Origin of the sequence: Angelakisella massiliensis (assembly GCF_900104675.1) — a bacterium.
In the GTDB taxonomy this organism is placed as follows: Bacteria; Bacillota; Clostridia; order Oscillospirales; family Ruminococcaceae; genus Angelakisella; species Angelakisella massiliensis.
Map to the genome: position 1 here is coordinate 735922 of NZ_LT629944.1, position 25517 is coordinate 761438.

General features: G+C 54.0%; 26 protein-coding genes, 1 tRNA gene and 2 pseudogenes. 14 read left to right on the forward strand and 15 right to left on the reverse strand.

Annotation, left to right across the window (positions count from 1 at the left end; all coding sequences use genetic code 11):
• Positions 1-1698 precede the first annotated feature (1698 nt).
• From BQ5383_RS04000 to BQ5383_RS04040, 9 genes are all read right to left on the reverse strand, one after another.
• On the reverse strand, positions 1699-2160 hold the full coding sequence (locus BQ5383_RS04000; RefSeq protein WP_268874621.1) for a cytidine deaminase: 462 nt from the start codon (positions 2158-2160) through the stop codon (positions 1699-1701).
• Positions 2161-2182: 22 nt separating this feature from the next.
• A complete protein-coding gene (locus BQ5383_RS04005) occupies positions 2183-2494 on the reverse strand; it encodes a YbjQ family protein (protein WP_071429452.1) in 312 nt (103 codons plus the stop codon).
• 33 nt (positions 2495-2527) lie between these two features.
• Positions 2528-3964 carry a proline--tRNA ligase gene (gene proS, locus BQ5383_RS04010; protein ID WP_071429977.1) on the reverse strand — a complete coding sequence of 479 codons (1437 nt, stop codon included), beginning with the start codon at positions 3962-3964 and terminating at the stop codon, positions 2528-2530.
• 209 nt (positions 3965-4173) lie between these two features.
• Entirely contained in the window at positions 4174-4401 is a 228-nt protein-coding gene (gene acpP, locus BQ5383_RS04015; protein ID WP_071429454.1) for an acyl carrier protein, read from the reverse strand.
• A 477-nt stretch (positions 4402-4878) separates the two neighbouring features.
• On the reverse strand, positions 4879-6639 hold the full coding sequence (locus tag BQ5383_RS04020) for an NADH-dependent [FeFe] hydrogenase, group A6 (RefSeq protein WP_071429456.1): 1761 nt from the start codon (positions 6637-6639) through the stop codon (positions 4879-4881).
• Positions 6640-6657: 18 nt separating this feature from the next.
• A complete protein-coding gene (nuoF, locus tag BQ5383_RS04025; RefSeq protein ID WP_071429458.1) occupies positions 6658-8445 on the reverse strand; it encodes an NADH-quinone oxidoreductase subunit NuoF in 1788 nt (595 codons plus the stop codon).
• Between the two features lie 18 nt (positions 8446-8463).
• On the reverse strand, positions 8464-8835 hold the full coding sequence (locus tag BQ5383_RS04030) for a (2Fe-2S) ferredoxin domain-containing protein (protein WP_071429459.1): 372 nt from the start codon (positions 8833-8835) through the stop codon (positions 8464-8466).
• Between the two features lie 76 nt (positions 8836-8911).
• Positions 8912-9475: an ATP-binding protein gene (locus BQ5383_RS04035; RefSeq protein ID WP_071429461.1), complete on the reverse strand. Its 564-nt coding sequence runs from the start codon at positions 9473-9475 to the stop codon at positions 8912-8914.
• A gap of 17 nt (positions 9476-9492) precedes the next feature.
• The gene (locus BQ5383_RS04040) at positions 9493-9993 is read right to left on the reverse strand and encodes an NADH-quinone oxidoreductase subunit NuoE family protein (RefSeq protein ID WP_071429979.1); all 501 of its coding nucleotides are present in this window, start codon (positions 9991-9993) and stop codon (positions 9493-9495) included.
• A 392-nt stretch (positions 9994-10385) separates the two neighbouring features.
• On the opposite strand from BQ5383_RS04040, the gene BQ5383_RS04045 reads away from it, so the two are divergent.
• The 8 genes from BQ5383_RS04045 to BQ5383_RS04075 all read left to right on the forward strand — a co-directional run bounded on the left by BQ5383_RS04045 (position 10386) and on the right by BQ5383_RS04075 (position 15126).
• Complete coding sequence (locus BQ5383_RS04045; protein WP_071429463.1) at positions 10386-10742, forward strand: DRTGG domain-containing protein; 357 nt, start codon at positions 10386-10388, stop codon at positions 10740-10742.
• A complete protein-coding gene (locus BQ5383_RS04050) occupies positions 10735-11172 on the forward strand; it encodes an ATP-binding protein (RefSeq protein WP_071429465.1) in 438 nt (145 codons plus the stop codon). The genes BQ5383_RS04045 and BQ5383_RS04050 overlap by 8 nt, the downstream gene beginning before the upstream one ends.
• Before the next feature lie 177 nt (positions 11173-11349).
• Positions 11350-11904 carry a TIGR01440 family protein gene (locus BQ5383_RS04055; protein WP_071429467.1) on the forward strand — a complete coding sequence of 185 codons (555 nt, stop codon included), beginning with the start codon at positions 11350-11352 and terminating at the stop codon, positions 11902-11904.
• Positions 11905-11982: 78 nt separating this feature from the next.
• On the forward strand, positions 11983-13284 hold the full coding sequence (locus BQ5383_RS04060) for a [Fe-Fe] hydrogenase large subunit C-terminal domain-containing protein (protein WP_071429469.1): 1302 nt from the start codon (positions 11983-11985) through the stop codon (positions 13282-13284).
• Entirely contained in the window at positions 13281-13601 is a 321-nt protein-coding gene (locus BQ5383_RS04065) for a DRTGG domain-containing protein (RefSeq protein WP_071429471.1), read from the forward strand. The genes BQ5383_RS04060 and BQ5383_RS04065 overlap by 4 nt, the downstream gene beginning before the upstream one ends.
• Before the next feature lie 29 nt (positions 13602-13630).
• Positions 13631-14350 carry a PHP domain-containing protein gene (locus BQ5383_RS04070; protein WP_071429473.1) on the forward strand — a complete coding sequence of 240 codons (720 nt, stop codon included), beginning with the start codon at positions 13631-13633 and terminating at the stop codon, positions 14348-14350.
• Positions 14351-14741: 391 nt separating this feature from the next.
• The gene (locus BQ5383_RS20595) at positions 14742-14927 is read left to right on the forward strand and encodes a hypothetical protein (RefSeq protein ID WP_139193337.1); all 186 of its coding nucleotides are present in this window, start codon (positions 14742-14744) and stop codon (positions 14925-14927) included.
• A 115-nt stretch (positions 14928-15042) separates the two neighbouring features.
• A tRNA-Leu gene (locus tag BQ5383_RS04075) sits at positions 15043-15126 on the forward strand.
• Positions 15127-15511: 385 nt separating this feature from the next.
• Here BQ5383_RS04075 and BQ5383_RS04080 read toward each other — a convergent pair.
• The 4 genes and pseudogenes from BQ5383_RS04080 to BQ5383_RS04095 form a co-directional block, all read right to left on the reverse strand.
• Positions 15512-16699: pseudogene (locus BQ5383_RS04080) on the reverse strand (recombinase family protein); the annotation flags it as partial.
• A 32-nt stretch (positions 16700-16731) separates the two neighbouring features.
• Positions 16732-17028, reverse strand: a pseudogene (locus tag BQ5383_RS04085) (recombinase); the annotation flags it as partial.
• Positions 17025-17507 (reverse strand): PcfB family protein, encoded by a 483-nt coding sequence (locus BQ5383_RS04090; RefSeq protein WP_071429477.1) that lies wholly within the window; start codon positions 17505-17507, stop codon positions 17025-17027. The gene BQ5383_RS04090 and the pseudogene BQ5383_RS04085, both read right to left, overlap by 4 nt.
• 5 nt (positions 17508-17512) lie before the next feature.
• A complete protein-coding gene (locus tag BQ5383_RS04095; RefSeq protein WP_044954114.1) occupies positions 17513-18406 on the reverse strand; it encodes a DUF6017 domain-containing protein in 894 nt (297 codons plus the stop codon).
• A gap of 549 nt (positions 18407-18955) precedes the next feature.
• Here BQ5383_RS04095 and BQ5383_RS04100 point away from each other — a divergent pair.
• The gene (locus BQ5383_RS04100; protein WP_071429479.1) at positions 18956-20059 is read left to right on the forward strand and encodes a DUF4062 domain-containing protein; all 1104 of its coding nucleotides are present in this window, start codon (positions 18956-18958) and stop codon (positions 20057-20059) included.
• 161 nt (positions 20060-20220) lie between these two features.
• Here the strand turns inward: BQ5383_RS04100 and BQ5383_RS04105 are convergent, their stop codons facing one another.
• Positions 20221-20415 carry a hypothetical protein gene (locus tag BQ5383_RS04105; protein ID WP_071429481.1) on the reverse strand — a complete coding sequence of 65 codons (195 nt, stop codon included), beginning with the start codon at positions 20413-20415 and terminating at the stop codon, positions 20221-20223.
• A gap of 407 nt (positions 20416-20822) precedes the next feature.
• On the opposite strand from BQ5383_RS04105, the gene BQ5383_RS04110 reads away from it, so the two are divergent.
• The 5 genes from BQ5383_RS04110 (at position 20823) to BQ5383_RS04125 (ending at position 23984) form a co-directional block, all read left to right on the forward strand.
• Entirely contained in the window at positions 20823-21188 is a 366-nt protein-coding gene (locus BQ5383_RS04110) for a CD3324 family protein (RefSeq protein ID WP_338061406.1), read from the forward strand.
• A 137-nt stretch (positions 21189-21325) separates the two neighbouring features.
• Positions 21326-22024: an Ntn hydrolase family protein gene (locus BQ5383_RS04115; protein WP_071429485.1), complete on the forward strand. Its 699-nt coding sequence runs from the start codon at positions 21326-21328 to the stop codon at positions 22022-22024.
• Between the two features lie 45 nt (positions 22025-22069).
• Complete coding sequence (mobC, locus tag BQ5383_RS19920; protein ID WP_476726758.1) at positions 22070-22228, forward strand: plasmid mobilization relaxosome protein MobC; 159 nt, start codon at positions 22070-22072, stop codon at positions 22226-22228.
• A complete protein-coding gene (locus BQ5383_RS04120) occupies positions 22189-23538 on the forward strand; it encodes a relaxase/mobilization nuclease domain-containing protein (RefSeq protein ID WP_071429487.1) in 1350 nt (449 codons plus the stop codon). The genes mobC and BQ5383_RS04120 overlap by 40 nt, the downstream gene beginning before the upstream one ends.
• A 92-nt stretch (positions 23539-23630) precedes the next feature.
• Positions 23631-23984: a DUF6050 family protein gene (locus BQ5383_RS04125; RefSeq protein ID WP_071429981.1), complete on the forward strand. Its 354-nt coding sequence runs from the start codon at positions 23631-23633 to the stop codon at positions 23982-23984.
• 349 nt (positions 23985-24333) lie between these two features.
• Here BQ5383_RS04125 and BQ5383_RS04135 read toward each other — a convergent pair whose 3' ends face one another.
• Positions 24334-25200, reverse strand: a complete 867-nt coding sequence (locus BQ5383_RS04135) for a CPBP family intramembrane glutamic endopeptidase (protein WP_016147931.1) — start codon at positions 25198-25200, stop codon at positions 24334-24336.
• Positions 25201-25517 lie beyond the last annotated feature (317 nt).

The following is a 25517-nucleotide window of genomic DNA, read 5'->3' on the forward strand; positions in this document are numbered from 1 at the left end:
GGCCCGGCACAGCCGGGGAGGCATACTTTTAGCTGAGGAACTAGTCTGTAGCCCTCATGCTCGCCGACACAAAGTCCGCTACGCTCCAGCCCCCTGGACGGGGGCTATCCGCCCGCTCCCTTGTGTCGGCTCCTCCGGAAAAAGTCTCGCTTGCTTCGGCTGCTCGGTTGCCTGTGCCCTTTAGGGTATAAACGCCCTCCCGACGCCTCCGCTGCGCTAGCAACTTTTCCCGGGCGTTGGTTATTTCCATTTTATAAGGAAAAAAGAACGGCTGCTTTTGCTTCCCCGCCCAGTACGCTCGGAAAATCGCTTCAAGTCGCCCCTCCACTTCAGTACAAAAACAAAATTCCTTTTGGAATATGGAGGGAAAGTATCTGGACCCGGCATAGCCGGGGAGGTATACTTTTTGTGGTATCGCTGGTTTGCAGCCCTCATGCCGGGCGGGCACTTCCTTTGGAACGAACCAAAGGAAGCAAAGTTCGCCAGCGTTCCGCTGGACCGTGCCGCGCAAAGGCGCTGCGGCTGCTCTTGCTGCCCCGTCTGGTACGCTCGGAAAATCGCTTCAAGTCGCCCCTCCGCTCCGGCGCGGGGACAAAGTTCATTTCGTTCCGGTCCTCTAAGCGAGGACCATCCACTCCATTTCCTTGCCCCCGCTTCTCCGAAAAAAGTCCCGCTTGCTTCGCCTGCTCGGTTGGTAAACGCCCTCACAACGGCTCCACTGCGCTAGCAACTTTTTTCGGTATGCTAAGGTAGTTTTAGTTGCCGCCTGACACACGGGGGCGGCATTCCCTCGCTCCTACCCACGGCAGGAAGTACAGATACCGCCGCCTTGCTAATACCGGAATTCCGCTGCCGCCCTCGCAGACGCAAAGTCCGCTATGCTCCGGTCCCCTGTACGGGGACCATCCGCCCGCTCCCTTGCGTCTGCTCCTCCGGAAAAAGTCACGCTTGCTCCGGCTGCTCGGTTGACAAGCGCCCTCCCGACGCCTCCGCTGCGCTAGCAACTTTTTCCGGGCGACGGTAATTTTTATTCGATGCGGAACCGGTATTCCGTTGCGCGGATAAGGTAAAATTCAAATCCGCCCCAGGCGGATGGAGCTTGAGACGAAAGTGAATAAACAGGACTTCTCCTCTGCAAACCGTGGCTTTCGCTCTTTTTTGGGGGCGGCGCAGCTAAGCTGCGCCGCCTTTGAGCCGCACATTTGCGGTACTACCAAAATTTCCTCTTGAATTTTAATAGCCTTCGCCCGAAAAAAGTTGCTAGCGACCAGACGGCGTCAATAAGGCGCGCTTGCAAGCCTTTAGCCGGACGGGAGCGGGACTTTTTTCGGAGGAGACGCCGCAAGGGAGCGGGTGAGGAATGCCCAATTCCTTAATTGGGCGTTCCGAGGGTAGCGGACTTTGCGGCGGCGAAAGCAGCGAGTGGATTGTCTGGCTTTACCCAGACAACCGGCGAGCGGGCGGTTTTGGCGATACTCTGATAGAAACACAAACCAGCCTTTCAGCCCGTTCCCCTTAACACTAAAAAGTACAAGCCAAAACTGCGGCAGGCACTATTTTTGACTAACCAGATCGTGATTGCCTCAACGATGGGTTTCCAAAGGGACGAGTCCCTTTGGCCGTATCCCCTTCGCATCCCCCTCTCATCCCCTCGCAATCATCCTGCATCCCCGGCGCAATTTTCAGTCCTCAGCTTCTCTATTTCTCATCTGCCTGAAAGCTTTGGAAGGGCATGGGGCAAAGCTCCTTCAGTGTAGTTTCCATCACTGTGCCATCGGCTCCCGACAGATAAACAGGGATGGTCAAATCCGGGGCAAATTCCAGAAGAAACTGACGGCAGATCCCGCAGGGGGCCGCCTCTCCGGCAGTACCTCCGCCAACGACCGCCAGCCCTGCAAGCCGGGTTTCTCCCGCCGCCACCATGGCCACACAGGCCACCCGTTCGGCGCAGATAGTGCCGCCATAGCTGACATTTTCCACATTGCAGCCGGTGTAAATGTTGCCGGAGGCGCTGAGAACCGCCGCCCCCACATGGAAACCGGAATAAGGGGCATAGGCATTTTGGGATGCCTGCCGTGCCTTCTTCACCAGTATTTCCTTCATTTGCTGCCGCTCCATTTTCCCCGCTCCCTTCCTGAATGCAAAACAGGAGACGCCCATGGATGAACGCCCCCTGCTGCTTTTATTTATATCGGACGGCGGTGCCGTAGGCCATCACTTCCGACGCTCCCTGCATCACTGATGAGGAGGCGTACCGGACGCATACAATGGCATCCGCTCCCAAACCGGCGGCTTCATCCATCATCCGTTTGGTGGCGATGGCCCGGGCCTCATCCATCATCTCGGTGTAGGCGGTGATTTCACCGCCCACAATGCCCTTGAGGCCGGACATAAAATCCCGTCCAATGTTCTTGGCCTGAACAGTGCTGCCCTTGACCAGGGAGAGAACCTCCAGCTCCTTGCCGGGGATGGAATCTGTGGTAACCAAAAGCATCCTTTTTCCGCCTTTCTTCGTTTGACCCCGGGATCAGTATGCCTTGCCCCAGACGATCATGGTTTTGGCAGGCTTGCCGCAGCAGACGCACTTGTCATCCAGGTGCTCCTGCTCAAAGGGCATACACCGGCTGGTGACGCCCGCCACTTCTTTCAGCTTCAGCTCACAGGCCTCGTCGCCGCACCACATGGTCTTGATGAAGCCGTTCTTGCTTCCGGCAATCTCCAGCAGCTCGTCCATATTGTGGGCCACATAGGTGCGGTTCTCCCGGTTCTGCCGGGCCTGCTCAAAGAGGTTGTCCCGGATGGCATCCAACAGCTCCTGGATCTTTTCCTCCAGCTGATCCAGAGAAACAAAGGTCTTTTCCCGGGTATCCCGGCGCACCAGTACACACTGGTTCTGCTCCATGTCCTTGGGGCCGATCTCCAGGCGGAGGGGCACACCCTTCATCTCATACTGGGCGAACTTCCAACCGGGGCTGTTGTCGCTCAGGTCGATAGAGGTACGGAACCGGGCGGTGAGGCGCTCTTTCAGCTCCATGGCCTTGTCCGCCACACCGGGCTTGTGCTGGGCGACAGGCACTACCACCACCTGAATGGGAGCAATGGCGGGAGGCAGCACCAGGCCGTTGTCATCGCCGTGGGTCATGATAATGGCGCCGATGAGACGGGTGGAAACGCCCCAGGAAGTCTGATGGGGATGCTGGAGTTTATTTTCCTTGTCGGTGTAGGTGATATCAAAGGCCCGGGCAAAACCGTCGCCGAAGTAATGGCTGGTACCGGACTGAAGGGATTTCCCGTCGTGCATCATGGCCTCGATAGTATAGGTGGCCTCGGCGCCGGCGAACTGCTCCTTCTTGGTCTTGCGGCCCTTGAGAACAGGGATGGCCAGATACTTCTCGCAGAACTCGGCATAGATGTTGAGCATCCGCTCTGTTTCCTCGATGGCCTCCTCAGCGGTGGCGTGCATGGTGTGGCCCTCCTGCCAGAGGAACTCAGAGGTACGCAGGAAGGGGCGGGTAGTCTTTTCCCACCGCACCACGGAGCACCACTGGTTGTACAGCTTGGGCAGATCCCGGTAGGAATTGATGATATGGGCATAATGCTCACAGAACAGGGTCTCGGAGGTGGGACGGACGCAGAGACGCTCATTGAGCTTTTCCTCGCCGCCATGGGTGACCCAGGCCACCTCGGGGGCAAAGCCCTCCACATGGTCCTTCTCCTTCTGCAGCAGGCTCTCGGGAATAAAGATGGGCATATAGACATTTTCATGGCCGGTGGCCTTGAACATTCCGTCCAGAATGTGCTGGATATTCTCCCAGATGGCATAGCCGTAAGGACGCAGGATCATGCAGCCCTTGACGGAGGAATAATCACACAGCTCCGCCTTTTTCACCACATCGGTGTACCATTTGGCAAAATCCTCTTCCATGGAGGTGATGTCCTCCACCATTTTTTTCTGTTGTGCCATTGTATTCTTTCCGCCTTTCACATGACCGGGAGGCTCCCGGCAGATTTCCGGTTCCATAGCCGGAATAACATACCCTATTATACTGGCTTTCCCCCCGTGTTTGCAAGCCCGGGAAGGAAAAACCGGCGCCCGCAGACAAAAAAATCAGAGGGTCGCTGGTAATGACGCCCTCTGATCAGTTTTTTGTTCAGCTGTAGCGGGGGCCGGAATCAGGCCTTATCCTCCAGATACTTCACCAGGTCGCCCACAGTACGGACACCTTCCACATCCTCATCGGGGATCTCAATGTCAAACTCATCCTCCAGAGTCATGACCAGATCCACGATATCCAGAGAATCGGCTCCCAGGTCATCCACCATGTCAGTGGTCAGCTTGATCTCATCCACATCCACATCCAACTGCTCGGCCAGGATCTGGGCTACTTTCTCAAAAACCATAAAAAAAACTCCTTTTTATTCATCGCTATTGAAGCAACGGATTGCTGACCCTATGATAGCTTGTTTTTCCTTCCTTGGCAAGTGGTTTGCAGTATTTTTTTCCGGCTTAAGGCGGCTTTTTTCCCTGTTTCTCCCAGGTTTAGGTGAAAATAGTACCTTTCTCCTCTGTTTCCGCCCTTTCCGGACAATTTATAAAACTTTGATTTCACTGAAAAACATTCCGGCAGACTGTATCAAATAAGCGAAAAGGTGTGCTTTTCTCTTTTCGCTGGCAGTGACAGCTTGCATCTGCCTCCGCTCCAGGACACAAAACACACCCCCGAAGGATCGTCCTTCGGGGGTGTCCGTGCCGCAAAAAACAATATCATAGGATCCGCATCAACCAAAAGTATTTGCCTATCCCCAAAAATACATCAGACCTGTTGCATACCAAACCTTGGGAGAACCAGTCTCCCGGGGCCTGAGCCAAACTTTCTTTTATTTCATCTGATGTGTGAAGAAACGGTCTCTCTTGCGATAGGAGGTATGGAGGATCTGATGAGCCACACTGCTGCCGGGGGTCTTGAAGAAAGCAGCATAAATCTCCTTGAGGGCGGGATTCTCATGAGATTTCCGCACCGGCAGGTTCCGGTCCTCTTCATAAAGAGCAGCCGCCCGCAGGCCCTTGAGGTCCACATTGTTCCGCACGCGGGCATGCTGGATGGGCTGACCGCCGCCGTTTACGCAGCCTCCGGGGCAGCCCATGATCTCCACAAAGTGATAGGTCTTCTCTCCGGAACGAACCAGATCCAGTACCTTCTTGGCATTGCGCAGGCCGGAAGCCACCGCCACATTCACAGTCAGGTCACCCAGCTGATAGCTGGCTTCCTTGACGCCTTCCATGCCGCGGACCTCGGTGAACTCCAGCTTGGTGTCGCCGCCGCCGGCGATCCAGTCCGCCGCGGTGCGCAGAGCCGCTTCCATCACGCCGCCGGTAGCGCCAAAGATGGCCGCGGCGCCGGTGGAGGTACCCAGGGGCTGGTCGAACTCCTCGTCAGGCAGAGACGGGAAATTGATGCCCGCACGGTCGATCATCCGGGCCAGCTCACGGGTGGTGATGGCCACATCCACATCAGGATAGCCGGAAGCGTCCTCGTCCTCACGGGAGACCTCAAACTTCTTGGCGGTACAGGGCATAACACCCACCACAAAGATGTCCTTGGGATCGATGCCGGTCTTTTTGGCATACCAGGTCTTGGCCAGAGCGCCGAACATCTGTTGGGGAGACTTGCAGGTGGAGAGGTTTTCCACAAAGTCAGGATAGTAGTGTTCACAATACTTGACCCAGCCGGGAGAGCAGGAGGTGATCAGCGGCAGAGGACCGCCGTGCTTGATCCGCTCCATCAGCTCATGGGCTTCCTCCACAATGGTGAAATCCGCCGCCAGATCGGTATCAAAGACGCCGTCAAAGCCCAGCCGCCGCAGCGCCGCAACCATCTTGCCCTTGACATTGGTGCCGATCGGCATATCAAAGGCCTCACCCAGAGTGACACGGATGGAGGGAGCAGTCTGAACCAGAACGTGCTTGGTGGGATCGTTGAGGGCACGCCAGACATCCTTGGTATTGTCCTTCTCGGCCAGAGCGCCGGTGGGGCAGACCACGATGCACTGTCCGCAGGAGACACAGGCCACATCCCCCAGATTGGTATCAAAGGCGCAGCCGATATGGGTCTTGAAGCCGCGCTCGTTGGGGCCGATGACCGCCACACCCTGCCACTTGTCACAGGCAGCTACGCAGCGGCGGCAAAGGATACATTTATTATTGTCCCGGATCATGTGCTTGGCGCTGTCGTCAAAGTCATATTTGATGTTCTCGCCGTCGTACATATCCTCATCATAAACCCGGAAGTCCTTGCACAGCTTTTGCAGCTCGCAGTTGCCGGAACGGACGCAGGAAAGGCATTTCCGCTCGTGGGTGGAAAGGATCAGCTCCAGGTCGATTTTCCGGGAAGCGAACACCTTTTTGGAGTTGGTCAGCACCTCCATTCCCTCAGCCACGGGGTAAACACAGGAGGCCACCAGATTTTTCATGCCCTTGACTTCCACCACGCAGATACGGCAGGCGCCGATCTCATTGATATCCTTGAGGTAGCAAAGGGTGGGGATCTCAATACCCAGCTGCCGCGCCGCCTGAAGGATGGTGGTGCCTTCCGGCACGGTGACAGGCAGATTGTTGATTTTCAAATTAACCATTTTCATGATACTCATCCTCCTCCCTTATTTCTTCACAATAGCGCCGAACCGGCACTTCTCGATGCAGACGCCGCACTTGACGCACTTATCCGGATCGATGACATGGGGTTCCTTCACCTTGCCGGTGATGGCGCCGGTGGGACAATTGCGGGCGCAGATGGTGCAGCCTTTGCACTTGTCAGGGAGGATCTGAACGGTCAGCAGCGCCTTGCAGACGCCGGCAGGACATTTCTTATCCACAATATGGGCGATGTACTCATCCCGGAAATACTTGAGGGTGGAAAGCACCGGGTTGGGAGCGGTCTGGCCTAAACCGCAGAGGGCGTTTTCCTTGATGTGATAACAGAGCTTTTCCAGTTTATCCAGATCATCCATGGTGGCCTTGCCCTTGGTGATCTTATCCAGCAGCTCATACAGCCGCTTGGTGCCGATACGGCAGGGAGTACATTTGCCGCAGCTCTCGTCCACGGTGAACTCCAGGAAGAACTTGGCGATATCCACCATACAGGTGTCCTCATCCATAACGATGAGGCCGCCGGAGCCCATCATGGAGCCGATGGCGATAAGGTTGTCATAGTCCACAGGGATATCCAGGTGCTCCGCCGGGATGCAGCCGCCGGAGGGGCCGCCGGTCTGGGCCGCCTTGAACTTTTTGCCGTTGGGGATACCGCCGCCGATCTCCTCCACGATCTCCCGGAGGGTGGTGCCCATGGGCACTTCCACCAGACCGGTGTTGTGGATCTTGCCGCCCAAAGCGAACACCTTGGTGCCCTTGGATTTCTCGGTACCCATGGAGCGGAACCAGTCGGCTCCGTTGAGGATGATCCGGGGGATATTGGCATAGGTCTCCACGTTGTTGAGGACGGTGGGCTTGCCGAACAGACCCTTCACCGCGGGGAAGGGCGGACGGGGACGGGGCTCGCCCCGGTGTCCCTCAATGGAGGTCATCAGCGCGGTTTCCTCGCCGCAGACAAAGGCGCCGGCGCCCAGGCGGATATCCAGATCAAAATCGAAGCCGGTACCCAGGATGTCCTTGCCCAAAAGGCCCATCTCCCGGGCCTGACCAATGGCGATCTGAAGCCGTTTGACCGCGATGGGATATTCGGCGCGGACATAAATGTAACCCTGGCTGGCGCCGATGGCATAACCGGCAATGGCCATAGCCTCGATGACCACATGAGGATCGCCTTCCAGCACGGAACGGTCCATGAAAGCACCGGGGTCACCCTCGTCAGCATTGCAGCAGACATATTTCTGACCCTTGGGCTGAGCCGCCGCGAAGCTCCACTTCCGTCCGGTGGGGAAGCCGCCGCCGCCGCGGCCCCGCAGGCCGGAATCCAGAATGGTCTGGATCACCTGCTCGGGGGTCATTTCGGTGAGAACCTTGCCCAGGGCCATATAGCCGTCATAGGCGATGTATTCATTGATATCCTCAGGGTTGATGACACCGCAGTTGCGCAGCGCCACACGAACCTGCTTTTTATAGAAATCAGTCTCGTTGAGGCTCTTGACAGCATTGTCCTCCACTGTTTCGGAATACAGCAGACGCTTGACAATACGGCCTTTGATCAGGTGCTCCTCCACGATCTCGGGGATATCCTCAGGCTTGACCTGGGAATAGAAGGCGCCCTCAGGATAGACCACCACAACCGGGCCCAAAGCGCACAGGCCGAAGCAGCCGGTTTTGATGACCTTTACCTCCTGGGTCAGCCCAGTGGCGGCCAGCTCCTTTTCAAAGGCGGTGATGATCCGCTCACTGCCGGAGGAGGTGCAGCCTGTGCCGCCGCACACCAGAATATGAGAACGATACATTTGCGCTTCCTCCCTTCCTTACTTACCGCTGGCGCCGATGGTGTACTCCGTTACAGGGGTACCGTTGACGATGTGGTTGGTCACAATGGTGGGAACCATCTCCGGTGTGACCTTCACATAGGTGACCTTCTCCTGGTCGGGAGCATACACCTCCACCACCGGCTCATACTGACAGATGCCGATACAGCCGGTCTGCTGCACCGAAACATGGGTCAGGTTCCGCTTGGCCACCTCCTCGGTAAAGGCCTGGAGAACGGGACGTGCCCCGGCGGCAATGCCGCAGGTGGCCATGCCCACCACAACACGGATGTTGGTGTCGCTGTCATGGCGGATACCGATTTTATTTTTCATCTGGTCTCTCAATGCCTGGAGTTCCGCGAGACTTTTCATGATTCATTACCTCCGTTCATTTTACCGGAACCGCTCCGGTACGCGGGCCCCGCAGGGGCCGGAAGCATTTTCCGCTCTATGGCTCACAGGGCGGCGGGTTCAGCAGTTCTTTGGTGTTCTCCTCCAGATACTCCCCGATGAAGGAAAGCACCTGAGGCGTATTCAGAGGGATGTCCTCCAGCACCTGCCGGAACTGTCTGGTATCCGCTTCCATGCGGCGGCCATCCAGAATGCGGATATAATCAAAATCAATTTCAGGATTGCCCCCAATCAGGGTCAGCAGCGTCTGGGTCATGTCTCCCAGCGGCATCCGGTCCACACTGCTGCGTCCGAATACAGCCGTGACGGCAGTGCCTTTGCCCACCTGACTGCGGATGGTCAGTCCGCCGCCTGTCAGCTCCGCCGCCATTTTAAAAAAGGGTACCCCCAGCCCCACCCGTCTGGTGGTCCTGGTGGTAAAGAAGGGGTCCTGCACCCGCTCCACCTGTTCCGGGGTCATGCCGCAGCCGTTGTCGGTGATGGTGATGGTCAGCCGGTCGGCGGCGGTATCCTCCTCTATGGTGATTTCCACCAGGGAGGCTCCTGCCCGCACCGAGTTTTCCGCCACATCCAGCACATTGAGGGAAAGCTCCTGCATCATGCCCCCTTCAGCCCCTTTCAGTCGTCCATATATTTGGCCAGAATGGTGTCCACATCATCGGCCACCAAACGTCCGTAAACCTCGTCGTTAATGGTCATAACAGGGGCCAGTCCGCAGGCGCCGATGCACCGGCAGGCTTCCAGGGAAAACTTGCCGTCGGCGGTACATTCGCCGCTCTGAATACCCAGCTTTTCGCTCAAACGCTCAAAAACCGCGCCCGCGCCCTTGACGTAGCAGGCCGTACCAAGACAAACCGAAATCTTGTACTGGCCCTTGGGGTTGAGGGAAAACTGTGAGTAAAAGGTAGCTACACCGTAGATTTCCTCCAGAGGAATATCCATTTCCCGGGAAATCATCTCCAACACCTCAATGGGCAGATAGCCGTAAATACCCTGAGCTTCCTGGAGAATAGGCATCAGCGCCCCTTGCTGTCCCTTCAGTCTGGCAATGGTTTCTTTCAGTTCTTTCTCCTGGTTCGGAGTCCCTTTGAAAGGAATTTTGCAGATCTTATTCGCCATCTCAACTATCTCCGTTCCGCCGCTATGCGTCGGCAGCAATTCTCTCCCCCGGACGGAGGCCGCATAGATTCCCCCGCCGTCCGGCTCCCGCCGGAACTGTCCCATAAAACAAACAGCATCCCCCGCTCTTCCTCCAATTTGAGAAGGGCAGAAATCCGCATTTTGTTTGTTAATATTGTAACATCTTTATCCCTCAAATTCTACCTTCCATTTATGCTCTGGGCATAATTTCTACATTTTATGCAATTGTCTTTCTTTTTTTTGGGTGCTATAATGTATTTTATCCAAAAGCTCTCCGGCGGCCTTCCCGGTTTTCCTTCATGGAAAGAATTTTTATCCACCCCTGTCTCCCTGCCGGAGACCCCTTTTAATGAATGAAAGGAGTACGCCCAATGACACTACAGGAGGTAAAGGATATTTTGGACGCCCAGCTGCTGTGCGGCGACCAGCTGCTCTCTTCCACGGTGAACACCGCCTGCGGCAGCGACATGATGAGCGATGTTCTGGCTTATGTCAAAGATCAGGCGGTCCTGCTGACAGGGCTGATGAACCAGCAGGTGATCCGGACCGCCGAAATGATGGACATGGTCTGCGTCATCTTTGTCCGGGGCAAAACTCCCGGAGAGGATATCGTGGCGCTGGCCAAGCAGAAGGAAATTGCCGTCATGACCACCCCTCACCGGATGTTCACCGCCTGCGGCCTGCTGTACCAGGGGGGACTGAAGGGAGGGCTGAGTCATCATGACTGAGACCGTCACCGAAAACGGCCTTTCCTATCATTTTGTCGTACCGGGAGATGACTTTACCCGGGCGGGTGAGGCTTCCGGCTCCATTAAAAGCATCCTTAAAAAACTGGGCATCCGCCCCGACGTGGTACGGAAGGTAGCCATCTCCATGTATGAAGGGGAGATCAACCTGGTCATCCACGCCGGAGGCGGCGAGATCGATGTGGAGATCGGTCCCGAGGCGGTGGATATCGTTTTGACGGACCATGGTCCCGGTATTCCCGATGTGGCCAAGGCCATGGAGGAGGGATGGTCCACAGCAACCGCTCAGGTGCGAAATCTGGGCTTCGGCGCCGGAATGGGCCTGCCCAATATGAAAAAATATTCCGATGAAATGCATATTGACAGCACTGTGGGCGTGGGGACCACTGTCACCATGCGGGTATATCTGTAATTCCCTCCAACAGCCCAGGATTTTTGCCCCTTTCCGGCTGCGTCAAAGGGAAAGGGACAAGTAAGTTTTCGTTATCATCAGGCAGCCAGCTTCTCTTTCCGCCAGAACAGCGGAGAGAGCTTGGCCGGGATATGGCCCCGGAAGCAAAAGCCTTTTCAGTGAAGGAGCAATGACTTTATGAATCTGGAAGAGATCACCCTTCTCTGCCGTCAGGCCACAGAAGAATTAATTAATATCGCAAAGCTTTCCCCCGGAGATCTGCTGGTGGTGGGCTGCTCCTCCAGCGAGGTGCTGGGAGAGCGGATCGGCACCAACTCCAGCACCGATGTGGCCGGGGCCATCCTGGAGGGCATTCTGCCTGTTTGCCGGGAACACGAAATTTTTCTGGCGGCCCAGTGCTGCGAGCATCTCAACCGTGCCCTGATCCTGGAACGCCAGGCAGCTTTGGCCAGAGGACTGGAACTGGTGAACGTGGTGCCTCAGCCCAAAGCCGGAGGCTCCTTTGCCACCGCGTTTTACAATGCCTGCCAGAAACCGGCAGCGGTGGAGCATATCCGTGCCCAGGCGGGGATGGACATCGGCGACACCCTCATCGGGATGCATTTGGCCGATGTGGCGGTTCCGGTACGGCTGTCGATGCGGCGCATTGGTCAGGCCAATCTGGTCTGTGCCAGAACCCGCCCCAAGTTTATCGGCGGCCAGCGGGCCCATTATGATCAGCAGCTCCTGTGAGTTTTTCACCCAGGGGCACTGAACCTGCATTTTTAGCGACATCTGCGCCGCCCCGGCGGCTGCTGAAAGGAGGACCCTATGGAACCGTATTTCCACTCGGTCACCCTGGACAAGTCCGCCTGTCGGGGTTGTATCACCTGCGTCAAACGCTGTCCCACTGAAGCCATCCGGGTTCGGGGGGGCAAAGCCTGCATCCTGCCGGAGTTATGTATTGACTGCGGCGAGTGTATCCGGGTCTGTCCCCACCACGCCAAAAAGGCGGTAGCGGACCATCTGGAGGCCTGGAACCGCTTTGAGTATAAAATAGCGCTTCCACCCCCCTCTCTGTATGGGCAGTTCAACAACCTGGATGACATCGACATTGTGCTGGACGGACTGCGGGCCATGGGCTTTGACATGGTCTATGAGGTTGCGGGAGCCGCGGAGTTGGTATCCGACTGCACCAGAAAACTGATGAGCCAGGAACCTCTCCCCCGCCCGGTCATCTCTTCCGCCTGCCCCGCTGTACTGCGGCTGATCAGAATCCGTTTTCCCCAGCTGCTGGATCATGTCCTTCCCATCCACGCTCCGGTGGAAATCGCCGCACGGCTGGCCCGGCGTCAGGCTATGCGTCAGACCGGCCTGCCCCCGGAAAAGATTGGCGTCATCTTCATCTCTCCCTGTCCCGCCAAGGTCACCGCTGTCCGCAAGCCTCTGGGCAGCGACCACAGCGAGATCGATCTGGCGGTACCGGTCAGTGAGGTTTATCCCCTGCTGCTGTCCGCCATGAAAAAGGTGGCGGAAAATCCGGCGGAGCTGTCCACCTCCGGCAGAATGGGCATCGGCTGGGGCCGCAGCGGCGGAGAGGCCGCCGCCACCCTTCACGAGCGCTATCTGGCAGCTGACGGCATCGAAAATGTGATCCACATCCTGGAGAATATGGAGGATGAAAAGCTCCACGATCTGGATTTTGTGGAGCTGAACGCCTGCTCCTCCGGCTGCGTGGGCGGGGTGCTGAACATTGAAAATCCTTATGTGGCAGCCACCCGCTTAAAGCGTTTGGGCCACTATCGTCCCGTCTCCTGCAATCACATTGAGGACCGGGTGCCCAAGGAGGCCAAGTGGGAGCAGGAGGTGGAATATCAGCCGGTGATGCGGCTGGATAACAACCCTGTCAAGGCCATGCAGAAGATGCGGAAAATCCAGGAGATCGAAAAACGGCTTTACGGGCTGGACTGCGGCTCCTGCGGCGCTCCCTCCTGTCATGCTCTGGCGGAGGATATCGTATTGGGCCACGCCACCGAGGACAGCTGCGTTTATCTGCTGCGGGAGAAGCTGGAAACAGTGATGGAAACCCTGAAGCAATCCGCGCAATCCCAAAAGGAGGAGGAAAAGATATGAGCACAGCAAAAGAACTGGCGGAAAAAAACGGCTTCACTCTGGCTTGTGGTGACGGCCTGCGTCAGGTGCAAGGTGTTTACTGCTGTGATCTTTTGAGTATCGTCATGGGCCGTGCCCCGGCAGACAGCGCCTGGGTGACGGTAATGGGAAATCTCAATTCCATCGCTGTGGCGGTGCTGGCGGATGTCGCCTGCATTGTGCTGGCGGAAAATATGCCTCTGGACGCGGACGCTCAGGCCCGGGCGGAAGCGGAAAACGTTACCGTACTGCGCACTTCTCTTCCTGTATTTGAAGCAGCGGTAAAAATGGCTCAATAAAAGTTGTGTCTCCAAAGGAGGGAGCTGCTTTGGAAAAAGTTTTCTATGATCTTCACATCCACAGCTGCCTGTCCCCCTGCGGTGACGATCTGATGACCCCGCCCAACATCGCCAATATGGCCTGGCTCAAAGGCTTGCAGCTGATCGCTGTGACCGATCACAACAGCTGCCGCAATGCCCGCGCAGTGGCGGAAGCCGCGAAAGAGCTGCCGCTGACGGTCATTCCCGGGATCGAGCTGACCACAGCGGAGGAAATCCATGTGGTTTGTCTTTTTCCTGGATTTGATGAGGGAGAAGCGGCGGGGGCCTATGCGGAATCCCTGCTGCCTCCGGTGCCAAACCGGGAGGAGATTTTCGGCAGGCAGGAGATCCGGGACCAAGAGGAAAATTTACTGGGAACAATAGACCGGCTGCTGATCAACGCCACCTCCCTGTCGGTGGACGATGTTCCCGCTTTTGCGGCACATTATGGCGGCTTTGCTTTTCCTGCCCATATTGATAAAAGCGCCAATAGTATTTTATCTGCCTTTGGCTGCATCCCGGAGCATCTGCCCTTTACCACTGTCGAGGTAGCCCGGCCGGAACATTTCTTTTCATTGCCCGAAAATAAACACTATCAAAGCCGTTTTCACATTGTTACCGATTCGGATGCCCATCAGCTGGAACTGATTAGCGAAGCGGAGCATTTTCTTTCATTGCCTGGAACGGATTTTTCTGCTCTCAGGTCTTTTCTTACAGCGGCAAAATAAAAGAAATGTATATTTTCCTCTTGCAGGGCAGCTGCCAATAGAGTAAAATATCATTTAAGCCGTCTTGTTTGCTGGCGGAAATTGCTCACAAGATGGATTTTTCATTTTGGTAAAAGCAGGATTTTCCTGTTTTTATATCTGCGGATCAAGGGTTTTTCCCTCCGCCCCGGGCGCCTTCCCCGTGTGAAAATAGAAGGGACTGCGGATCAGGCGTTTTGCCCCGCCTCGGGTTCCCTCCCCGAGTAAAAGTAGAGGGAAACAAAAAGCGGCAGGCTGTGCCGCTCATACTTGCGGATATGGCGGAATTGGCAGACGCGCTGGTTTTAGGTGCTGTCACCTCAGTGAACGGTTTTTTTAATAGTTATTTCTAATGGGGAGGTAATCTTAACTAATGGGAAAGAATAAATTACCAACACTTCCTGGAAATGATCCCATCAAAACGGAAACTTGGGCAGGAAAACATACCGCACGTGTTACTAAAACTTTTGAGCAACCAGATGGCTCCACAATTAGGGCAACCAGAAAAATTAATAAAGACGGAAGTATATCGGATAAAGTTGAACACAGGCATAAGTAACAGCACTTTTATATTTTATAGTTGTAGGTCAAGTGCAATGCTCCGTCGCGGTCTCCTCGCCGTGTAAAAACAGAGGACAACAAAATAACGGCAGGAACCCCTGCCGCCCACATTTGCGGATATGGCGGAATTGGCAGACGCGCTGGTTTTAGGGTCCAGTGTCCACGACGTGCAGGTTCAAGTCCTGTTATCCGCACCAAACCAATATAATCCGAACTTGTTTCCGATAGGAGATGGGTTCGGATTATTTGTTTTCTTTGACCGTTACGAAAGCACCTATTTCCGCAACGGAGTGGAGCGTAAACCGACCTCCAAGCCAAGAGAACCACGGAAAAAGAAGAAATCCATATAAACGCAAAAAAGGCGGGGTGCCACCATTTTCGGATGACACCCCGCTTTTTCTATGCCCTTATTCTGGTTTTGCCTCTTGCTTCTCCATTTCTCTCTGCTTCTTCCATTCAGAAAACTCCCGCTGCCCTTCCTCGCTCCCATAGAAGGCCAGAATGTCCGGCAGGATGCAGCGGGCGATTGCTTCAATCTGGTGCTGAGGAATATCGGTGTTGTTGATCAGCTTTTTTCTTCTAGTCCTCGATTTTCTTCAGCACTTCCGCGACGGTCTGCATAAGCAAGTCAGCGTCAATGATGTGTGGGGAATGGCACTTGGGGTTTTTGGCTTTCCCCTTGTGGTACTCGCTGCAATAGGCAACGTGCCGCTTGCCGCCGTTTCTGTAATCTATGCGGATGTGCATTTTTGCGCCGCAATCTTTACAGAAAAGCAAGCCCGACAAAGGGTGGATTTCCCCGTCCCCGTTGGGGCGTCTGACGGGCGCGTTTTCCAAAATCCGCTGTGCGGTTTCAAAGTCGGCGCGGTCAATAATCGGCTCATGCACATTTTCGGTTATCTGCCATTGGCTCCGGTCTACATAGTGGTTCCGCTTGTCCCGGAAATGCTTTGTAGTCTTGAAGTTGACTACATCGCCGCAATACTCCTGCCGCGTGAGGATATGGGTCAAGGTGACTTTGTTCCACTTGTAGCGGTTATCCTCATTGAGCGCCTTGTTTTTACACGTTCCCCGTCCCCGGTCTTTCATGTAGAAAGTAGGGGTAGGGATTTGCTCCTGCGTCAGATATACGGCGATTTGGTTGCGGTTCTTCCCGCCGATAAACAGACGGAAAATAAGGCGCACAACCTCGGCGGCTTCCTCGTCGATTATCCAAAAATCCTTGTTGTCCGGGTCTTTCATATAGCCGTAGGGGGCTTCGGTGGCAATCGGCTTTCCGCTCATGCCCTTCGTTTTAATGCCGGTCTTTACTTTCTTGCTGATGTCCTTTGCGTACCACTCCGACATGATGTTGATAAAGGGCGCAAACTCCAATGTGTCGGGCTTCTCGCTGTCTATCCCGTTGTTGACCGCGATAAAGCGCACATTGTTCCGTCTGAATATCTCCATAGCGTTGCCAACTTGGAGATAGTCGCGCCCCCAGCGCGTCAGGTCTTTCATAATGCAGACACCGATTTTTCCGTTTTCTACATCGTCCATCATGCGGGAATAGGCAGAACGGTCAAAAAATCTGCCGCTTTCGTCATCGTCAATGTAGTGCCGGATATTGGTTAAGTGCTGTCCTCTGGCATAGTTCTCCAAAAAGATTTTTTGGTTCTGTATGCTGTTGCTCTCACCGCCGTCCCTGTCCTCGTCGCCCACGGAAAGGCGGGAGTAAAGGGCGGTAATTTTGCTATAATCAGTCATGTGCATAACCTCCTGTGCGTCCATGTAGGTGTCCTTTACACTTAAAATTATGCACTCCATCGGGCGCTCCCGTACTCCATGCCCTTGCGATATTTCTTCGCGTTCTTGCCCTTGGAGTAGACCACCAGCCGGATCAGCACCGCGCCGGCGGCGCCCACGCACAGATCCACCAGATGGAAGCTGGGTGCCAGACTGGCAAAGGCCGCCGAAAAGCCCTGCCCGATGTGGAGCAGCTTCTCCGAGGCGTCCGCCCCAGGCGCCAGCCGCACCCCCTGGCAGAGCTTGTCAAAGAGATACACGAAGATGAGATACGGGAGGTTGAGCAGCACCAGCTTTTTCACCTTGTCGCTCATCGCGCCACCTCCCGGTCCTTGGCCTTGACCTTCTCCCGTTCCCGGTGCTTGGTCTTGGTCTGTTCCTGGGCCTGGGCCAGCCGCTCCCGGATGGTGGGGCGCTTCTCCCGGTCCAGGGTCATGGCGGTGAACTCCTTGAAAGCCGGTTGGAGCTGGTCCTTGTCCTTGTCCTTGAAAAACACATAGTAGTGCGGGGGGTCTGTATGGGGGTCCTTTTTCAGGGCATAGTCGATGTCGTACTTCTTCGCCACCGCCGAAAACGCCTTGATGTTCTGCTCCGTGATCTCAATGTTGGTCAGGGAAGCCCCATGCTGTTTGAGCTGGTGAAGGGTCTGTTTTCCCTGGCGGAGGGTGCGCTGGGAGGGCTTTTTCTGCATCTCCTCCAGCACCTTCTTCAGGGCCTTTTGGAGCAGGTCCGCGGTCATCTTGCCCGCCTCCACCGAAAGGGAGACCGCGCCCTGGGTGATTTCTTCCTGCATAGGCACTACCTCCTTTCTCCGCCGCCGTACAGGTCATGGCTCACCAGGGAAGTGTAGTAGCTGCCGATGGTGGCCGGGGCGTTATACAGGGCGGCAAGCAGGTATTTCTTGATATTGCGGACATAGGTGGTGTTCTCCCGCATCCGGTCCAGCACATACTCGATGTGGGAGCTGTCCAGCTTCAGGAACCGGGACTTGACCACCTCCGCCGGGTAGTCGTCCCCGGCAATGCGGATGGTCTCCCGGCGGGAGCATACCGTGTCCACCATGAGCTCCACCAGCTCGTCCAGGCGGTCCCGGTCAAGGTGGTGGTTCTGGATGAGGCAGTCATACTCGATGTTCTCCAAAATCAATTCCCGATAGCTCTCCCGCTCCCGCATCCGGTCCCGTCCTTTCCGGTCCGAGCCCCTGGGGGTTTGGGGGATTGATAGGACAGGATTTGATCCTTCCGTACTTGATAGATCTTTTTTTGATTTTTCTTTACTTGATCTATTAGTATTTAATTGTGCGGGGTTTCCCTGTTCAGGTTCTTCCAAGACAGGGTAAGCCTGTTCAGGATTATCCAAGACTGGATTTTCCCGTTCAGGTTTTTCCGGTTCAGGTGGGCGGGGCTGCTCCAGGATGGTGTACTCGATGGCGCCGAGCTGGCCGTTGGGGTTGCGGACCCGCTGGCGGATCACATACCCGTGTTCCTCCAGCTCCCGCACCCCGGCGCAGATACTGTCAACGCCATCCTTGCAGATCCGGGCCAGCCCCTTGGTGGTATAGTCCCACTCCTCCGGCAGGGAGAGCATGAGGGAGAGAAGGCCCTTCGCTTTCAGCGAGAGCGACTTGTCCCGCAGGTGGTGGTTGGACATCACCGTGTAATCGCGGGTTTTCTCAATGCGGAATACCGCCATGTTGGATACCTCCTTCCGTTGGTTTTGAAAAGTGTTCGTTTCGGTAGTTTTGTGCCCCTGTATTACCGCCCGGCCTCCCATGAGGGAAAAGATATGGGCGGCTTCGTTTGCGCCGCCCACAAGCGAAAAAACAGGGGATTTCCCACCCTAAAACGCGCACTTGATTTGGGGATAGAAAAAGGGCGGCTGTCATCAAAACAGCCGCCCGATAGGGGGTCTAATACAAGTTATTTGCTATCTGGCAAGCCCGGAAACCATTGATATTACGGGATTTTTTGAAAAGTTCTGTATCGCCATTCGTACCAAACCAATATAATCCGAACTTGTTTCCGATAGGAGATGGGTTCGGATTATTTATTTTCTTTGACCGTTATGAAACCGCCTATTTTCGTAACGGGGTGAAGCGCAAAAAATTTAGAGAGCGCTGATTATAACTAGAAAAATAACAAAGATAATATTTTGACAAAATCTTTCATTTTTCCTTGATTGCATGGCAGCTAACGGGTATAATGTAGATATATTTTGATTTTAGAAAAGGAGTTCAGGGCAATGGCTACAATAAATTCCAGCAAAGCTACAACACCGCCTCCTGCATATAGAATTTTCATTAGTTCAACGTACGTTGATATGATTCCGTATAGAGATGCATTGCAAACCGCCATAACCAACTGTGATGCGGTTGCATATGGAATGGAGCGGTTTGTCCCGGCTCCAATTAGACCTCTGGATAGGTGCTATGAGGAAATTGCTGGGTCACAGATTTATATACTTTTAATCGGACATCGCTATGGTGAAATAGATAAGGACACTGGCAAATCATATACTGAACTGGAGTATGACAAAGCAAAAGAAATCGGACTGCCTATTTTAGCTTTTCTTTTGGATACTGAGAAGGTTGGCGCTCCCGAAAAATTCAGAGAATCTGACGCTCAGTACGCAGCTTTGGTAAGGTTTAGGAGTGAGCTTAAAAACAGCAAAGAAATCACGGTAGGCGAATTTACATCCGAGAAAGATTTGCAGGAAAAGGCTACGAGGGCAATAAAAGAAACTATTGGTAGAATGCAAGCTGTTGTTGACACAGCAGAAGATCCAAGCCTCGGTGCAAAATTATATTCAAAGTTCATCAAGCGGCCTGAAAGATATAAGGGTCAAGAAGCAATACTCCGTGTCCGTATGGATGGTAGATATGGTGATGCTCGTTTGCGCGAAGAATTGTACCAAGCATTTGATATGCCAATAGGGGACGCATTGTACTTAAACGACTTGTTTGTCATGGGTTCTGCAATCGACGTTGAGCAAAATGGCTGGTTGATTGATGCATGGGCGGACGGCGAAGCAGCGGATTGGCTAGATGATAATGACGTTACCACGGGGACAACATTTGAGGCTAAATTTCGTTTCGCTCATGAGATTGTTAAAGGAGGAGGTCGGATTTTGGGAGGCCCTCCGCAGGATGTCTACCAAGCGAAGCTTGTCATGCTAAAAGGAATCAAAGTAATTGAGAAAGAACCTAAAAAGCCGACTAGTAGCAAAAGAGGCTCTGATAATAAGACGGTTTCGTTCTCTAGAGAAGATTCCGATGGCATACCGGCAGGGATGATGGAATCTCTGCAGAGCCTCATTGCACAGTTAGAAGAGCAAAAGCAACAATAATCATTAAAAAGTGAATTTCACTCATATAGTTATGAGTGATTAGGCTAAAAATTATACTTTGGGAGCATTTGTATCTGGCGCTTACGACACTTGGAATATGAATAAAATAGCAGGGGCGATGACCGCTATGGTGGTTTGCCCCTGCTATTTAACTATTATGCTTATGCTGTTTTTGAATCTGGCTTATCCTGCAAGTTGGTTTCTTTTTGATGTTGCTCCTGCCATTCTGCAAATTCCCTCTGCCCTTCCTCACTTTCATAGAAAGCCAAAATGTCCGGCAGGATACAGCGGGCAATGGCCTCGATCTGATGTTGTGGTATGGTGGTGTTATTGATTAGATTTTTCCTTCGGCCCAAAGACTCCCTCCATCCGGTCTGTCAGCTTCAAGTTACTGGTCACATTGCTTCTGTCAATCCGTCGGAGGCTTTGCGCCTTCCACCATACTCCTTCAAATTCCGTTACAAAATCCCACATCCCCTTCCTTTCCATTCAGGATGAACTAAAAGAGAGCAAGCATAGGGAGTGTGGCCACACTCCCGTAAAATCTCCGTTTTCGGCCTACTGCCGGAGTGGAGATTTTTTCTTGTTGGGAGTGTCCCAAACCCTCTCTTGATTGCTTCGCTAATAATACGCTCAAACTAGACGTTTCTACCCGCTATTTACAAAAAATCGTTGAGCGATTTCAAGTTGCGCGGTATGATAAAGATGCTATGAAACAGAAAGAAGTGGTGTCGAATGACAAAACTCAACGAAGTGCGGCTCCATGCAAAGCCAGTGGATTGCGACGTTTGCATGGAGTAAAAATCGTCGCATAATCAATATGCTGGCTTTGCTGCTTGACGATCATCTCAAGGAGGAAGCCTGCATGAAATACATCAATGCAAAAAATCTTCTTCCCGATGCGCTGGTCAAGGAATTGCAAAGCTATATTCAAGGGGGCTATCTTTACATTCCCGCTGATCAAGCGCAGCAAAAACGATGGGGAGAATCTTCGGGCTACCGACAGGAATTGCAGCAACGAAACCGCCAAATCGTAGAGGCGTTTCAGAACGGAACCTCTATGGAGGTGTTAGCGGAGAAATACTTCCTGTCCGTATCGGCCATTCGTAAAATCATTTATCAGAAATGAACCGGCAGGGGTTGCAGAAATGCAACTCCTGTTTTTTGTTTGATACAGATTGATTCGGTATTGTCTGGTGGATGGAAAAGTGTTCGTATCGGCAGTACGATAAAAATAACAAATACATCACAAGAGAGGAAAAGACCATGTGTACTCGATTTGTTTACCGAGGTGACGATACTATCACCGGCTTCAATTTTGAGATTGACCTTGCCGTATGGGATCACAAAATCATAACAGAAAAAGACCGCTTTTATATTGGCATCCTGCGGCCCGATGGGGTGCGTCATTCCTATCACGGCGTGAACCGCAACGGAAATGTCGGAACCCTGTTGTACGTTCACGGAAACCCGGAGGGGGCCTATCAGGATTCCAAAAACTGCATGACAATCGCAAACCTGACAGAACAGTTTGTGCAGGCAAAAATCAGCTTTGACGATGCACTGCAAATCGTGCAGGGACGAAAGATTGTCTATGCCCCGGATGCCACCATGCAGGCCATGCTGTCCGACAGGCAGGGACGTACCCTGATCGTTGAACCGGGTATTGGCTGGCGGGAAGATGATAGACGCTACTCGCTGATTACCAATTACTCTGTCCTTGCCCCCGAAAGCACAATGCCCTTTCTTGTGCCGGGAGATGACCGATACGAAAGGGCTGCTCAACTTCTGAACACTTACGGAAAGCAGTTTACTGTCACCGATGCGTTTTCTGTACTTCAAGCCGTCCGGCAGGAAGGAATCTGGGCCACCAGAGTTTCTTTCGTTTATTCGGCAAAAGAACACGCTGTTTACTATGTGGAGAACAACCATTTTTCACGGATTGAGAGATACGAGTTCTCATAACTTCGAGAGGGGGGAACGTCATGAATCCAGAGAACATTTAAGGAGATGAACAAGCTCCTGTCCGCCATTGGCCGGAACATTAACCAAATCGCCAAGCGGGTCAACGCCGGTGGCCCCACCTATCAGGCCGACATGGAGGAAATCCGGGAAAGGCTGGATCAGATATGGCAGTTACAAAGACGCATCCTATTAAGTCAACGCTGAAAGCGGCCATTGATTATATCTGCAATCCCGACAAGACGGACGGAAAGCTGCTGGTGTCCGCTTTTGGCTGCGCCGCCGAGACCGCCGACATTGAATTTGAATGGACACGCCGCCATGCCATTGACAAGGGCACGCACCTGGGCCGCCACCTGATCCAAGCCTTTGAGCCTGGGGAGGTGTCGCCAGAGGAAGCCCACCGGATCGGCATGGAACTGGCACGGGAGGTCCTGGGCGGCAAATATGAATTTGTCCTCACCACTCACATTGACAAGGATCACGTCCATAATCACCTGATTTTCAATGCGGTCAGCTTCACCGATCACAAGCATTACCATTCCAACAAGCGCAGCTATCACGAGATACGCCGGGCCAGCGACCGGCTGTGCAAAGAACACGGCTTGTCCGTCATCGTCCCTGGCCGGGATAAGGGCAAGAGCTACATTGAGCATCAGGCCGCACAGAACGGCACCAGCTACAAGGCAAAGCTGAAAGCTGCCATCGACCGGCTGATCCCCGTGTCCTCCAGCCTGGAAGATTTGCTTGCCCGGTTGCAGCGGGAAGGGTACGAAATCAAGCGGGGAAAGTATATCTCCGCCAGGGCGCCGGACCAGGAGAGGTTCACCCGGCTCAAAACCCTGGGCGCCGATTACACGGAAGAAGCCGTTGTTTCCCGCATTGCCGGAGGTCCCGGGCCCTCCAGACAGCCCCGGCATCGCAGCGGGAAAGTCAGCCTGCTCATTGATATTCAGAACAATATCAAGGCCCAGCAGAGCGCCGGATACCAGCGGTGGGCGACCATTGAGAATCTGAAACGGGCGGCCGCCACCATGAACTTTCTCACCGAACACGGCATCGGCAGTTATGAGGAATTGGTGGAACGGTGCGACGCCGTTGCCGCTGCCTCTATCCGCACCAGGGAAAGTCTGCGGGATACGGAACAGCGAATCGCCGACCTTGCTCTCTTGGGAAAGCAGATCGACACCTACCGCAAACTGAAACCTGTCTATGACCGCTACAAAGTGTCAAAGGACAAGGAAAAATTCCTGCGCGGCTTTGAGAGCGAGATTATCTTATTCGAGGCGGCAGCCAGGGAGATCAAGAAGGCCGGACTCACCAAACTTCCTTCCTCCGATAAGCTGAAAGCAGAACTGGACGGACTCTCCGCCCGCAAGACCGCCTTGCAAACGGAACTTCGGAAGATACAGCGGGAAGAAACGGAATATGACACCCTCCACCAGAATGTGGACGCCCTACTGGAAAGGCCGAAGGAACAGGAACAGCAGCGGCAGCGGAGCAACGACTTGGAGTAACGGGGATTGGGCGCTTTTTACAGTCTTTGCAAAACCCCTGGGCGCATGGTTATCCGGCTGCTATAATGGAACCAGGAATGGAGGTGCTGACTGTGACGAAATCCGAAGTAATCAAAGAGTTTTTCAAAAAGAGCGTGCTGCCCGTGGCGGTGGCGGCTTTGCTGTACTGCATTTTCAAATCCGCCTGCACAAAAGATGGAGTCACCGACTATGTATGGTTGTTCATCCTTTGCGGCCTGCCTTTTGGCATCCCACGGATGTTTGCCTGGATCGTGCCCGGCGGCTCTTTGGGAACCGCCCTTCCGTTGTTTCTGCTGAACTTTATTATTGGCGGAGTGATTGGCGGTTTCGTCCTGATCTGGCGGTTGCTGGTGGCTGCCTGGTATATTCCCTTGACCATCTATCGACTGTTCATAACAAGAGGAACTTCCTATATTCCAGAATAGCACTATGGAAATGTGGAAAACGGCCGCTTCACCGATGGAAAACAAATATTCACGGCCCGATGGAAAAGCTGTAAGCTTTCCCACAGCCCGCAAACATTGTTTCCCACAGCTCCGCCCCTTTGACCGTTTACACACATTCCCACAGCGCCTACTACTGCTACTGAAAATGAGCGCCATCACCGAAATGATGATGGCGCTCATTCTTTATCTCCGTATCCTTCTTCAGCAAGATTAAGTATATTCTTTTTTTCTTTCTGCGCATAGCGCATGGTCCAAGCGGCATTCAAGAATCTGTGAAAATCCAGTAATATCAACGGCTTGTAAGCAAGGCTTTTATCCAAATACTACTTCAGCGGTGAGTAAATGAGGCCACAACGAGATAAACCGTGTCAAAGGCCAGCAGCATCCACAGGGCGGGATTGCTCCACACGCCGCTACTCCCGCCGGCCTGACTTCTCTCGCGCTTCCGTCCCCGTCTTTTCAGCAGCAGGCGGATCCCTCCTGTCACTGCGATCACCACCGAGACAAACACCAGAGCCAAGGTAGCCAGGGCACCAGGAGTGCCCGCCTGGCGCAGTAGCGGCAGCGCCACAGCAATGCTGTTTCCGGCGATGTGCAGTCCGATGGACGTCCCCAATCCGTAGTGCAGGGCCGCATAGCCGAAAATCAATCCGCACCAGAAGGCGGACAACCCCTGATAGAGATCGTGGTGCATCAGCCCGAAGCACAGGGCCGACAGTAAAATGGCCTGCCGCGCCCCCCCTGGCAGCAAGCGGCGCAGCACCACTCCTCGGTAGATCAGTTCCTCAAGGACAGGACCGACTATACAAATATATATTGCCAGCAGCGGTGTGGCGATTTCTTCTCCCACTGCCGCCGCTTGGGCGGTGAAGCCAACCAGGTTCCACACCCGCTCTAGAACCGGAGTAAGTACCATGACGGCAAGATTTCCACTCAGCGCCACACTTATGAGAAAAACCAGCGTGCCCAAAGAGGCCTTCTGGGAAGAGAAGTGAGGGGCTTCGCCGCTCACTAGTGAGGACCAGAGCAGGGGGATCGCCGATGCCACCGCGCAGCTAAGGAGCAGCACGATACCCTCCGGCAAGCCGGGAACAGAAGACAAAAGTTTTTGCAGTAACCCAAACAGCACGCTGTATGCGAATAAGCTGCACCACAGCCATGTCAAGCTGTGTAGCGGGGGAATCTTTTTGTTCATAACAACCTCCCATACGGCCTTGGCCGCAAAATTTGGCCTAATTATAGCATATTCCCGTCGATTTGCGGGCAGCTTTAACAAATTTTAAGCTTTTTTTAAAATAGCTCCATCACCAAACGCACGGCTGCCGAGCTCATTCAGTACATCGAGGTTTATCCTGCGGTCAAGGAGAACAGAATCACCAAAACTGCATTGGATCCTTTGAGGTACCGGATTGCCGGAAAATCCCCGAGCGGGACATTCTTTTGGAAACGAGAAAAGGCGTAGCATTAAGCTACGCCCCCGCACAGATCTCTATAATAAACTTGGAAATAAAA